This window comes from Aureibaculum flavum (assembly GCF_016406085.1).
In the GTDB taxonomy this organism is placed as follows: Bacteria; Bacteroidota; Bacteroidia; order Flavobacteriales; family Flavobacteriaceae; genus Aureibaculum; species Aureibaculum flavum.
The window spans coordinates 78,023-91,516 of record NZ_JAEHFJ010000007.1 but is presented as its reverse complement, the minus strand read 5'-3'; the positions used below and the strand labels follow the sequence as shown (position 1 = coordinate 91,516).

Here is a 13,494-nt window from a genome sequence, read left to right as displayed (position 1 = left end):
TTGCTAAGTTATTTATTACTTTTTATTTAATTTTATCTCAAATAAAGTATTCCAATCTTTTCCGGTAACAAAAAGACGATCATTTTCTTCATCATAGGCAATTCCATTTAGCACATTATCATCACCTTTTTGACCTACTTTCTCCTGTAGCCCAGCTAAATCAGCTATCCCTTCTAATGCACCTGTATCAGGATTAACAATTACTATACTATTACGTTGCCAAACATTAGCATATATTTTTCCCTTAATGAATTCTAATTCATTTAATTTAGGAACCGCTCTATCGTGTGCATAAGCCTCTATATGAGACTCTTCTACACCTGTTTCTGGATTTAAGAACCAAATTTTATCCGTTCCATCAGATTTAATGAGTTTCTCAGAGTTATGCGTTAAACCCCATCCTTGTTTACTTTGCACATATTTAAATTCTTTTTCCTTTTCAAAGGTTTCTAAATTAAAAACAAAACCCTTTCCTGCCTGCCAAGTTAACATGTACACTTTATCATTATAAATAGTCATGCCTTCTCCAAAATAACTTTTATCTAAATCTATCTTTTGTAAAACTTTACCCGTTTTCAGTTCCACTTTTCTTAATGTTGACTCACCATTTTGTCCGGTACTTTCGTATAAAAATCCGTTATGATACTCTAAACCCTGCGTAAAAGCATTTTCATCGTGTGGATATTCATTTACAATTTCATACGAATAAATTTCAGGTGCTTTATCAGCAAAAACAAGAATCGTATTGGTCAACTTTTTTTGTTCTTCACCATAAAAAACAGTAGCCGAAATAGCATGAGAACCTAATTTTGTAGTATTCAATTTAACATCCTTATTTCCTGGCAAACGTTTTCCGTCTAGATAATATCTAACAGAATCAATAGGCTTATTATTTTCTTCAGTTACTGACAACGTTAGATTTTCATTGATTTTCATTGATTTTGGCGAGCTCAATTTCAGCTTATATGTGTTACCACATGAGCCTAAAAATGATGCAATTAATACCAGCGATAAAATTATTTTATGCTTTTTCATATAAAATAGTTCAGATTATGTTTGAATTTTCAAAAATAGTATTAAATTTGCAGTCTCAAAATAGCCAAGTAGATTATTTTACAAAAATGGCTTATAAATTATAACAATTAAAAAATACTAAGATGAAAAAAGGAATTCATCCTGAAAATTATAGAATGGTAGCTTTTAAAGACATGTCTAACGAAGATGTTTTTTTAACAAAATCTACTGCCGATTCAAAGGAGACGTTAGAAGTTGAAGGTGTTGAGTATCCTTTAATTAAATTAGAGATTTCAAGAACTTCTCACCCTTACTATACTGGTAAAGTTAAATTGGTTGATAGTGCTGGTAGAATTGACAAGTTCAAAAACAAATATGATAAATTCAAAAAGAAAAAATAATCTTTTTGATTTTCAACTATTAAAAAAACCTCGAAATATTAATTTCGAGGTTTTTTTTCGTGGTCTTTTTTTAATGGTTTAAAATTAAAGTTTACAATAACTGAAAGAAGAATAACTTCTTAAATAGTACACATACTATTTAATCTTTATTCATTTCGCATCAAAGAGATTTCGTTATAATATTCCACTCCTGTTGAATTATTTGAAAAACAACCGTTTCTAAGGTCCTTTTATTATCAATTCTATAACTACGTAGTTTACAATCTTATTTTGCTAAGCAACAGCGAGAACCATTTCTTGAAGAGGAGTTATAAATCATTAAAAGGCATATGGTAAAAGTAACTATTTACATTCTGTATTTACCCCACTCTTTGCAGACTATTAACCTACCAAGTTCAAGTAATTTCCAAATGTTTATTTGAGTAACAACATTACCATAAGTCATTTCTCAGGTTCTTCTTCTTCTAGAAAAATAGTTAATGAAACTAACCTAACATCTAATCTAGATAATGATTTACATTCTAAGTAGTTGTGCGTTTTGAAGTTAAAAAGATTTAAATTTAAATCTTTTTCATTTGTTGCTTCATCATTTTTATCTGATCATTAAGCACACCATGCTTATCTAATTTTTTTGCTTCCGCAATCAAAGTAGTTGCTTCACGCTTTCTTCTCTTGGTCATAGCCACACCAGCTAACTGTAATTTAGCCATTGCTGCATCATGATCCATTGACAGACCTAAACTCAATGCTTTTTTGAAATATTTTTCAGCTTGTGTTAAATTAGTTTGAGAAACTAAAATACCATGTAAAAAGTTTAAATACCCTTCTTGTTTACGTACTAAGGCACCTGAAGGGTTTTTAATATAACCCAACCATTTTTGTGCTCCTGGAAAATCTTGTTTACGCAATCTCATAAATGACAACAACAAAAATTCATTCTTAAAATAAAAGAAAATGAAAATCCCTGCTAAAAACAATAAAGCTATACCATTACCTATGTGCTTGTCAGCAAATTGAAAAACAGCCCATACTACAATAGCAGCTGCAATTCCTAATTTTATAAATTTATGAAACATATTATCGTGTTTTTTATTAATTTGAAAATAGGTTTGCAAAATTACGTATTCTAATTGTAAGATTAAAAGATTGAGCCCTTAAAGATTATCATGATTTTAAAGGTTGATTTTTTTCTTAAAATGTTTATAAATTGTTTATAATTGCCATTCTAAACAAGAATATGAACAATAAGTTGTCGTTTAAAACTGCATAAACTCCCTTAGTTATTTATATGTTAAAAAAAATACTAAAATATTTAATAATAAGCCTGACGTTGCTGGCTGTTTTAATTGGTCTCTTTTTAACATCGATATATTATGGCGTCTTTGGCCCTATACACACTATTGAGGAATTAAAAGCTTTTAAAAATCAGACAGCCACCTTAGTATTATCGGAAGATGATGAGTTATTAGGTAAGTTTTTTTCAGAAAACAGAACAAACATTAAATATGAACAGTTACCAAAACACTTAATTAATGCCTTAGTTGCTACTGAAGACGCGAGATATTTTGAGCATGACGGTGTTGATTCTCGGAGCTTATTAAGAGTACTTTTTAAAACGATTCTTTTTCGTGATAAAAGCTCTGGTGGAGGAAGTACCATTAATCAACAATTAGCAAAAAACATGTATGGTCGTAAAAATCATGGCCCTTTAAGCATGCTCGTTAACAAAAGTAAAGAAGCTTTTTTGGCGTATCGATTAGAAAAGATATACTCTAAAGAAGATATTTTAACACTTTATTTAAATACAGTTCCTTTTGGAGAAAATGTATTAGGAATTGAAGCTGCTTCTAGACGTTTTTTTAACAAACCTATTGAAGAAATAAAAATTGAAGAAGCTGCTATACTTGTGGGGATGTTAAAGGCAAATACCTATTATAACCCCAGAATATATCCAGACAACGCTAAAAGAAGAAGAAACGTAGTATTAACACAATTAGAAAAATACAATTATATAACAGCAAAAATAAAAGATTCACTTCAAAATATTCCTTTACAACTCGATTATGCCAATTTAGAATCAGAAGGGCCAGCAAATTATTTTTTAGTTCAGGTAAAAGATGAAGTTAATAAAATTTTAGAAGATTACAATAGTGAAAACAACACAGAACTCACTTCGAACAAGGATGGACTTATTATTACCACAACACTTAATTTACAATTACAAAACCAAGCACTAAATGCATTTAAAAGCCATTTAAGTGTAATGCAAACTCGCTTACGAAAACAATACCATTCAGGAAATAGTTTAAAAACCTTAAATAAACTAATCACAAAAGAACTAAACCGTTTAAAATTATCCGATAAAGCCAATGAAAAACAAAATAGAGAATTGTTTAGTTGGGATGGCGTTTATACGGATTCAATATCTATACGTGATAGCATAAGTCAATCATTAACGTTATTACACGCTGGCTTACTAGCCTTAGATCCTCAAACAGGAGCGGTAAAAACATGGGTTGGTGGTATTGACTTTGGAACCCAACCTTACGATCAAATATTTGCCCAACGTCAAATCGCTTCAACCTTTAAACCTATTTTATATGCTTCAGGATTGGAACAGGGAATTATGCCATGCTCTTATTTGGATAATAAATCCTTAATAATTTCTGATTTTGACAATTGGCAACCGAGTAATTATGACAATTCAACGGGTGGCAATTATTCTATGGCAGCTGCTTTAGCTAAATCTATGAATATTCCTACAGTAAACTTATTTTTAAATATCCCTTTTGCCAATTTAGAAAAGTTATGGAAAGATTTAGGTTTCACTTCAGAATTACCTAAAAAACCATCTGTAGCATTAGGTACCGCAAATTCAAGTATCTATGAATTGAGCAGAGCTTATAGTGCATTTGCCAATGGTGGTTATTTAGTAGAACCAAAGACTGTTTTAAGTATTAAAACAGGAGATGGAAACATAATTTATGAAAACAAATTATTAAAGCCATCTGAAAATGATAGAGTAATTAGTAAAAACACCTCGATTTTACTTTCGGCTATGCTACAAAAGGCTATAAATGAAGGAACCGGAACTTCATTAAAAAACAAATATGGTATAAATATCCCTATCGCGGGTAAAACAGGTACATCACAAGACTATGCAGATGCCTGGTTTGCTGCTTATACGCCAAAATTAGTAATGGTATCTAGAGTTGGTGCATCCTCACCAAGCATTCGATTTAACTCGGGTACAAACGGATCTGGAAGTAAACTAGCTCTCCCGTTAGTAGGAAAAACATTACAAAATGTAAAAAAGCAATATAGTGCTTCGTTTCCCCCTCTTCCTGAGCAATATGCAGATGCCTTAGACTGCGAAGATTATTTAGAAGACTCAAAATTTAATTTATTTTTTGAGAATCTATTTAACAAGAATAATACTACACTAGAAAAAGAGCAACGTAAAGCTGAACGTAAGGCTAAAAGGGAACAGAGACGAGCCGAACGTAAGTCTAATTAATAAACAATCAATTAAAAATTGTAGTATATTTACAAATAATTTAGTTTTATAGGTAGGAATTTTTGACTTGTAGTTGTTTTATCAGTGAAGAATTATATGCAATTTTAAAATTTTAACCTTAATAAAAAAACACTATGATTAAAAAACTCCCCTTATTTCTAGGCATGTTATGCCTAAGTATCACTAGTTTTTCGCAAGAAAACTTAGAAAACATTTATTGGTATACTTCATTAGACACTGAAGGTTATATTAGTTTTCAAAAATTAGATTCTAACAATCAAAATACAATAAATACGGTAGTAAAAGCCAATTTTGATAGTGAAGTTTTGAATTTCAGTTTAAGTACTTCATGCGAATCTGAAAAAATGGTAATCGCTAAAGAATTTAAATTTCACGGTACAATAGATTCTAATATTGAACCTGTAAATTTTACAGGAACAAAAATCAAGACCGATAAAAATGATATATCTTTTTGGCATTTCAAAGGAGACTACGTTGACGAAATAGATTCAGATCCAGATGTACAACGCTTTACTTTTGCAAAATACAATGCAACTTTAAAAATACCGGCAAGAACAATTCCTACATTTAATTTATGGGCAATTATTCCTAAATTACCTTTTGACAGAAGAGGTACATTTAAATTTAATGCTTTAGACGAAACGAAATTGTATGTTTTAAAAAACCATACTGTTAATTACTTAGGTACTACAACTACTAAGATTAATGGTAAGGATATGAAACTTCATAAATTTGTTCATCAAGGTAAAGGAATGAAAGATGCGTACTATTGGGTAAGTGAGGAAAGAGAGCTTATGCAAGTATTTTTAGATGATAAATACACATTTACTTTAAGTTCAAAAGAAGCAGCCTTACAAACTGCCATGCTTAGTAAAAGTGAAGAATAACAAAATTTATAACTAAATTTAAACCGAAGTATTTGATAGATACTTCGGTTTTTTTTATATTTAACTTTTACAAAAATTAAATTCAAGATTTGAAAATAAAGTCAATGTATTTGGTAACACTAATTTTCGCATTACTTCTAGTGTTAATTTTATCGAGTAAAACCACTTGGAGAACATGTTCAGTTTGTGGAGTACAAGACTTTGAGCGTTCGTTATTTGGCAAAAAAGTTGAACTAATTAGTACTCGTGAAGTAGATGAATACGGTACATATGCTAAATGGAAAGAAGAGCATGGAACAACTTGTAATCATCAATGGGTTGTTGTAGATGAGTATTCTGATCAAGTGCAACAACATATGGATAGTATAAAATAAATTTAATTACCTTAGTACAATACTTTATTAATCTAATAAATATGCTACTAAAACCAAATTCAAACACTTTCTTTTTTAAGATAACATCTATTATAATTTTCTTATTAGTTATCTCCTGCACTTCTAAAAAAGATCAAAATAAATCAAACAGCTCAACTAATAATTTTGAATTGGAAGAAATTACAATTGCAGAATTACAAGAGGGATATAATAATGAAGATTTCACCATAACAGAAGTAATTCAGAATTATATCGATCAAATAGAACGTATAGATAAAAGTGGGCCGAATTTAAATTCTATCATACAAGTAAACCCAGATGCATTATCAATTGCTGCAGCACTAGATAAAGAATTAAAAGCTGGAAAATCTAGAGGTGCCATGCATGGAATACCTGTTTTATTAAAAGATAACATAGACACCAATGATCATATGTTTACTACAGCAGGTTCAAGAGCTCTTCAGAATTCAAAACCTTTACAAGATAGCTACGTTGCTAAAAAATTAAGAGAAGCTGGGGCCGTAATTCTAGGAAAAGCAAATTTAAGCGAATGGGCCAACTTTAGAGGCGAAATGTCATCAAGTGGATGGAGCGGTATTGGAGGTCAAACAAAAAACCCATATGTTTTAGATAGAAACCCATGTGGTTCAAGTGCTGGTTCTGGCGTCGCTGTTTCTGCAAATTTAACAGTCTTAGCCATAGGTACAGAAACAAATGGCTCAATTGTTTGCCCTTCGAATAACAATGGTATTGTAGGTATAAAACCAACTGTTGGCTTAATAAGCCGTTCAGGTATTATTCCAATATCATTTACACAAGACACAGCAGGCCCCATGTCTAGAACACTAACCGATGCTGTCATATGTTTAGGTGCATTAACAGGTGTTGATTCTACTGATAGTAAGACCTTAGTTAGCCATAACAATTTTAAAAGTGATTATACCCAGTTTTTAAATGAAGATGGACTAAAAGGTAAAAAAATTGGAATTTATACGGCTCCTCTGGGTAATAATTATAAAGTGGATACCCTTTTTAATGATGCCGTAGCATTTATAAAAAGTCAAGGTGCAGAAGTTGTGGAAATTAATAAAATCTCAGATAATAATGTAGGCGGATTATCTTTTCAAGTAATGTTATTTGAATACAAAGATGGACTTAATAACTACTTTAAGTCATTAGGAAAAGATGGAAAAATCAAAAACTTAGAAGCGTTAATTTCATTCAACAAAAAAGACTCCATCGAAATGGCATTTTATAATCAGAGATATTTAGAAATGGCTCAAGAAAAAAAAGGCTTAGATAGTGAGGCTTATAAAGAAACATTATCAAAAATGCTTAGTGGTGCTAGAGAAAATGGTATAGATAAAGTTATGGATGAGCATAATTTAGATGCCATAATTTCACCAACTGGAGGTCCGGCATGGAAAACAGATCATATCAATGGTGATTCTTTTGGTTTAGGAAGTTCTTCACCTGCGGCAAGAGCTGGATATCCAAACATTACTGTTCCTATGGGGTTTATAGATGCCTTACCTGTAGGAATTTCCTTTTTTGGGAGAGCTTGGAGCGAACCTATACTTATAGAAATTGCTTATGCTTACGAACAAGGAACACAACACAGAAAAGCCCCTCAATTTTTAGAAAATTAACCCAATGGAAGTTATTAATTTAAATGATAAATTTTCGCTTTTTCAAGAGCATTGGACACCAAAAATTATTGGTCAATTAAACGGACAAGATGTAAAGTTAGCAAAACTAAAAGGTGAATTTGTTTGGCACAATCATAAAGAGGAAGACGAATTGTTTTTTATTATAAAAGGAACATTAACAATTGAGTTTAGAGACAAAAAGGTAAAATTAAAAGAAAGTGAAATGCTTATCATCCCAAAAGGAATAGACCATAAACCCGTTGCCATAAATGAAGTTTGGGTCTTACTTTTTGAACCTTCTTCAATAAAACATACCGGAGAGGTTAAGGATAAATTAACGAAACAAAGGTTGGATACAATTTAATTATAAAAAGAAACAGTACTTTCGCAAAAAATTATAGTAATGATCACTTTAGGAGAATACAATACACTTAACATTTTAGAGAAAACAGAAGATGGATTCATTTTAAATGATATTGACGATGAAAAGGTGTTCTGTTCTGAACAAATTACGCCAGAAAATTCTGAAATAGGAACCTCAATTGAAGTCTTTGTTTATCATGACAATGATGGAAAAAAGGTAGCTACTTTTAAAAAACCAAAAATACAATTGTATCAATTTGCATTACTTCAAGTAGTGGCTTTAACTAAAGTTGGTGCATTTTTAAATTGGGGATTAGACAAAGATCTACTAGTACCTTTTGGTGAGCAAAAAGATGAAATGGCTGAAGGTAAATGGTATGTTGTGTATTTAGATATAGATGAAGCTACCAATAGATTGTTTGCTAGCAGTTATATTGAAAAGCAATTACAAAATATAAATATTACTATAGAAGCTGGAGAAGAAGTCGATTTGTTAGTCTATCAACAAACAGATTTAGGCTATGTTGTTATTATAAATAATGAACACAAAGGACTTGTTTATGAAAATGAAGTTTTTACTACCATTAACATTGGAGATCAATTAAAAGGATATGTAAAAAAAGTAAGAGAAGACAATCATATTGACATCTCAATTCAACCTATTGGATATAGAAAATTTAACGATGCGAATAGCAACTTGATTCTAACCGCTCTATCTAAAAACGATGGTTTACTTCCATTAACGGATAAAAGCTCTCCTGAAGAAATATACAGCACTCTAGGTATGAGTAAAAAGGCATTTAAAAAAGCAATAGGGTTTCTGTATAAAAATAGAGCTATTACATTAGAAGAGTCGGGAGTTAGATTATTGAAATAGAATCTAACTTTCAATTAATAATTGTAATATATCAATGGCAGCTTCGGAAATATTGGTTTCTGGGCTAAATACGATCATTACCCCACTATCAATTAAAAGCTGATAATCATTTGGAGGTATAACACCACCGGCGATAACCATTATATCTTCTCTACCATATTTTTTCAGTTCTTCTATAACTTGTGGAATTAAAATTTTATTTCCATCAGCTAAAGACAAAACACCTAATATATGAACATCATTTTCTACGGCTTGTTTTGCGGCCTCTTTGGGAGTTTGAAATAACGGACCAATATCTACATCAAAACCTAAATCTGCAAAACTCGTAGCTACTACTTTTACTTCAAGATAATGATCATCTTGCCCCATTGTTGCCAACATAATTCGCGGACGACGACCTTCTAATTCAGCAAATGAATCAGATAATTCTGATGCCTTTTTAAATTGATTATCATTTTTGGTTGCCTTACTTTTCATGTCAATAATTAAATTTTAATTTTATTTATCAGCAGCTATTCCTAATGCTTTACACATTTCTTTTAGTGTAGCTCTGTGTTCTGCAGCGACTACAGCCAAAGCTAATAAATTTCCCGTTCCTGATTTGGCATTAGTACTTAAATTTAAAAGTGCGGCATCTACTAGTTGTTGATTCCTATTCGATTTCAAGGTTTTTAATCTTTTTATTTGAGCGTCATTATCTGCAGCTAAAGAAGCTGAAACAGCTTTCTCCTTAAATTGATATTTTTGAACACCTACTTTAATAGCTTCTCCACTATCAATAGTAGCTTGTTTTTTTGCGGCCGCTACTTCTATTCTCATTTTAGGAATTCCTAGTTCAATAGCTTTAGACAAACCACCAAGTTCTTCAATTTCTTGAATCAATTTCCAAGCTTCTTTGGCCATCTTTTCAGTTAATTCCTCTACATAATAAGATCCTGCCCAAGGATCAACTGTTTTTGTTATATTGGTTTCCTCTTGAATATAAATTTGAGTAGAATTTGCTTTTCTGTGTGATATATCAGATGGTAATTTTATCCCTGCATCAAATGCAGGACTACACAAAGATTGTGTACCTCCAAAAGCAGCAGCCATAGCTTCAATTGTAGTTCTTGCGAAATTATTAAAAGGATCTCGTGTCATTAAACTACTTTTACTAGTTCTACAATGAGAACGAAGAGCCATTGATTCTTGCTTTTTGGGATTGAATTGTTTTACAATTTTTGCCCATAACATTCTTCCTGCTCTAAGTTTAGCAATCTCCTTAAAATGCTCCATACCTATACACCATGAAAAAGATAATTTTAAAGCCAACGTATCGATATCCTCGCCAGAATTTAAACCCATTCTTAGGTATTCTAAACCCTTAGCCAATGTATATGCTAATTCAATTTCAGGTGTAGCACCTACTTCTTGAATTTGATAGCCAGATATTGAACTTGAACTGAATTTAGGCATATTTTCACTTGTAAAATCAAAAATATCAATACTAATTTTCATTGAAGCTATTGGTAGAGATAGATCTGTACTTTGCATCGTTAACTCGTTAAGAATATCACTTTGGATAGTTCCACTTAATTGTGATACATTTACTCCTTGCTCTTTAGCAGCTGCAATATAAAATGCCAAAATGGGTAATACAACTCCATTAATCGACATAAAAATAGAGATTTCATCTAAAGGAATTTGATCAAAGAGAATTTTCATATCCTCAATAGAATCGATGACAAGACCTGATTTACTTCCTTCTTCAGCATCTGAATCAAAACCATGATGTGTTGTCGTGTTCAACATCACATATAATCCTTTTTGCCCCTTTGCGATATTTTTTCTATAAAAAGAATTCGTTTCTTCAACAGTTGAAAAATCAACACATTCACGAATAGTCCATGGGTTACTCACGTACATTGTGGAATTATTACCACGAAGAAAGGGTGCAATACCTGCCACAAAATTTTCATGTTGAAACTCTTGCGTTCTATCTTCAGAACTCATTGTATTCAATTTTATATGTTGGATGTTTTTTCTTGGCATTTATTCTTTTTCTATCCTTTCCTGTTCCAAACTCTCAGCCAATCTTTTCGTAATAATTGGTCTAATTTCCGTTTTACGTGGTTTTATTTTCACGAATGGATACAATTCTAATTCAGTCTTCATTCTTTCATCGACATTAGAATATTTGTTGCCTCCTAACAAGGTTATTTCTCCTTTATCAAAGAGCTGCTGTTCCTTTACTGCACTTTGCTCAATTTTACGTTGAATTGTACCGGCCTCTAATTGGTTTAAAAAACCACCACTTTTTTCAATATTTTTAAATAACTGTAACGCCTTTTCAGTAATTTCTTTGGTTAACGACTCTATATAATAAGAACCTTCAGCGACCTGACTCACCTCTTTAAAGTAACTTTCTTCCTGTAAAATTAAAAGTTGATTTCTTGCAATTCGTTCACCAAATTCATTTTTTTTATGATATAAACTATCATAAGACACATTAGAAATAACATCCGCTCCACCCAAAATTGCACTCATACATTCCGTTGTAGTGCGTAACATATTTACACTAGAATCATACAATGTTTTATTGCGTAAACTTGGTTTTACAAACAACTCCGCTTTTATATTAACATCATATTCCTTGGTAAGTAATTGCCATAAATATTCAAAAGCCCTCAGTTTGGCAATTTCAAAGAAGTAATTGCCACCAATAGCAAATTGAAATGAGATCGCGTCAACAATTTGTTTTGTATCACCAGTAATCGTATTTAAGTATTCATTACCATGACCTAGAGTATAAGCCACTTGCTGAACAATATCTGCACCTGCATTCTGGTATAGTCCAGCATCAACAGAAAGTACATTGGCATTTGTTGTAGCTTTTTTAAGTATGTTTTCTAAAACAGTATAGTCTTCTTTTTTGTTTTTAAACCAATTACCCGTTTTGGCAAGATTACCAATTAAATCAACATTCAGAAAAACAGGTAGGTCATCACATTTCTCAATTAGTCTTATTAAAAACGTTTCCGATAAAAAATTAAGTTTAAAATAAATTTGAACATTATCTTTTGTATCTCCAGAATGAAGTATCTGGTCAAGTAATTGATGAATATCGAATTCAGCATGAGCTTCAAACTCAATAGACTTTGCCCCTCGTTTTAGGGCGTCTTTTGCTAAAAAACTAGCGACTTTAACGTCAGAAATAAATATAGATTGACAAATAGAGTATTTCTTTTTAGAAGTAACGATAGGTAAAAACTTGGTGTCGTCTTTATGGTAAAAAGGTTTTACTTTTATACCTTCATTAGACTCCCAAACCAACGTTTTATTATAATCGGCTCCTTTAAGATCAAATTGAATCTTTTGTTTCCATTCTTTGGCAGATACTTGATAAAATTCGTCAAATAAAAAATGGCTCATTATTTTTCTTTTATTGAATCAAAATCAATAATAAAGATGTCTTCATCTTTCCGCTTCATCTTATATTCTTCTCTAGCAAATTTTTCTAACGAGTCTGGATCTTGTAAATTTTTAATTAATTTTTTATCGTATTCAGATCCATCATCATAAAACTCAATCGTATTTTTTATTTTACTTCGTTCCCGATTCAATTCTCGATGATTCAAATAAGAATTCTCATCAAAAAACAACATCCAAACTAAAAACAACAGTAAAATAAGAATATACCTGTTGCTTAAAAATCGAACCACTTTATATTGTCGAAACTCTTTAAAGGTCATTTATTGCAGTCTTTCATTAATGATGGTTCTCACAATATCAATAGCTACCGTATTGTATTTATTATTCGGTATTATAATATCAGCATACTCTTTCATCGGTTCAATAAATTGATCATGCATGGGTTTTAAGGTGCTCTGATAACGTTGTAAAACCTCATCCATATCTCTCGCTCTTTCTGTAATATCTCTTTTTAATCTGCGGATAAGTCGCTCATCAGAATCTGCATGCACAAATACTTTAATATCCATCATATCTCGTAAATCTTTATGGGAAAAAATTAAAATCCCCTCTACAATTAACACCTTACTTGCATGCGTTTTTACCGTATCCTTTGTTCTATTGTGCATAGCAAATGAATATACGGGTTGCAAAATAGTTTTTCCTTTTTTTAATTGAGCTATATGTTTGACTAATAAGTCAAAATCAATAGCTCTAGGATGGTCAAAATTAATTTTCGCACGCTCTGTAATAGATAAATTATCCGTTTCATGATAATACGAATCTTGAGAAATTACGGTAACGTCCTCATTTGCCAATTCATTAATGATCTGATTTACAACCGTGGTTTTACCACTTCCGGTACCTCCGGCAATTCCAATTACGAGCATGAATTATATAAATATTAATATTTTTATTGGTGCAAATTTAACCAAATATGC

The 13,494-nt window shown here is 31.3% G+C and carries 12 protein-coding genes and 1 pseudogene; 7 read left to right on the top strand and 6 right to left on the bottom strand.

The genetic code is table 11. The features are described from left to right. Positions 1-15: 15 nt before the first annotated feature. Positions 16-1,035 (bottom strand): glutaminyl-peptide cyclotransferase, encoded by a 1,020-nt coding sequence (locus tag JBL43_RS14365; RefSeq protein WP_198842100.1) that lies wholly within the window; start codon positions 1,033-1,035, stop codon positions 16-18. Between the two features lie 122 nt (positions 1,036-1,157). Here JBL43_RS14365 and JBL43_RS14360 point away from each other — a divergent pair, with 122 nt between their 5' ends. Next, positions 1,158-1,415 carry a type B 50S ribosomal protein L31 gene (locus tag JBL43_RS14360; RefSeq protein ID WP_117885052.1) on the top strand — a complete coding sequence of 86 codons (258 nt, stop codon included), beginning with the start codon at positions 1,158-1,160 and terminating at the stop codon, positions 1,413-1,415. Positions 1,416-1,975: 560 nt separating this feature from the next. Here JBL43_RS14360 and JBL43_RS14355 read toward each other — a convergent pair. After that, the gene (locus JBL43_RS14355) at positions 1,976-2,491 is read right to left on the bottom strand and encodes a DUF2892 domain-containing protein (RefSeq protein WP_198842099.1); all 516 of its coding nucleotides are present in this window, start codon (positions 2,489-2,491) and stop codon (positions 1,976-1,978) included. 212 nt (positions 2,492-2,703) lie between these two features. Here JBL43_RS14355 and JBL43_RS14350 point away from each other — a divergent pair, with 212 nt between their 5' ends. The 6 genes from JBL43_RS14350 to JBL43_RS14325 all read left to right on the top strand — a co-directional run bounded on the left by JBL43_RS14350 (position 2,704) and on the right by JBL43_RS14325 (position 9,103). Further along, on the top strand, positions 2,704-4,932 hold the full coding sequence (locus JBL43_RS14350) for a transglycosylase domain-containing protein (RefSeq protein WP_198842098.1): 2,229 nt from the start codon (positions 2,704-2,706) through the stop codon (positions 4,930-4,932). Positions 4,933-5,066: 134 nt separating this feature from the next. After that, entirely contained in the window at positions 5,067-5,840 is a 774-nt protein-coding gene (locus tag JBL43_RS14345) for a hypothetical protein (protein WP_198842097.1), read from the top strand. 89 nt (positions 5,841-5,929) lie between these two features. Further along, the gene (locus JBL43_RS14340) at positions 5,930-6,214 is read left to right on the top strand and encodes a hypothetical protein (protein ID WP_198842096.1); all 285 of its coding nucleotides are present in this window, start codon (positions 5,930-5,932) and stop codon (positions 6,212-6,214) included. A 41-nt stretch (positions 6,215-6,255) separates the two neighbouring features. Then, positions 6,256-7,863: an amidase gene (locus tag JBL43_RS14335; protein WP_198842095.1), complete on the top strand. Its 1,608-nt coding sequence runs from the start codon at positions 6,256-6,258 to the stop codon at positions 7,861-7,863. A gap of 4 nt (positions 7,864-7,867) precedes the next feature. Then, complete coding sequence (locus tag JBL43_RS14330; protein WP_198842094.1) at positions 7,868-8,227, top strand: cupin domain-containing protein; 360 nt, start codon at positions 7,868-7,870, stop codon at positions 8,225-8,227. A 39-nt stretch (positions 8,228-8,266) separates the two neighbouring features. Beyond that, positions 8,267-9,103: a CvfB family protein gene (locus JBL43_RS14325; protein ID WP_198842093.1), complete on the top strand. Its 837-nt coding sequence runs from the start codon at positions 8,267-8,269 to the stop codon at positions 9,101-9,103. A 3-nt stretch (positions 9,104-9,106) separates the two neighbouring features. Here the strand turns inward: JBL43_RS14325 and scpA are convergent. From scpA to udk, 4 genes and pseudogenes are all read right to left on the bottom strand, one after another. After that, positions 9,107-11,134 (bottom strand): annotated as a pseudogene (scpA, locus tag JBL43_RS14320) (methylmalonyl-CoA mutase). Beyond that, positions 11,135-12,514: a methylmalonyl-CoA mutase subunit beta gene (locus tag JBL43_RS14315; protein WP_198842092.1), complete on the bottom strand. Its 1,380-nt coding sequence runs from the start codon at positions 12,512-12,514 to the stop codon at positions 11,135-11,137. Further along, complete coding sequence (locus JBL43_RS14310) at positions 12,514-12,834, bottom strand: FtsB family cell division protein (protein WP_198842091.1); 321 nt, start codon at positions 12,832-12,834, stop codon at positions 12,514-12,516. The genes JBL43_RS14315 and JBL43_RS14310 overlap by 1 nt, the downstream gene beginning before the upstream one ends. After that, on the bottom strand, positions 12,835-13,443 hold the full coding sequence (gene udk / locus JBL43_RS14305) for a uridine kinase (RefSeq protein WP_138950747.1): 609 nt from the start codon (positions 13,441-13,443) through the stop codon (positions 12,835-12,837). Positions 13,444-13,494 lie beyond the last annotated feature (51 nt).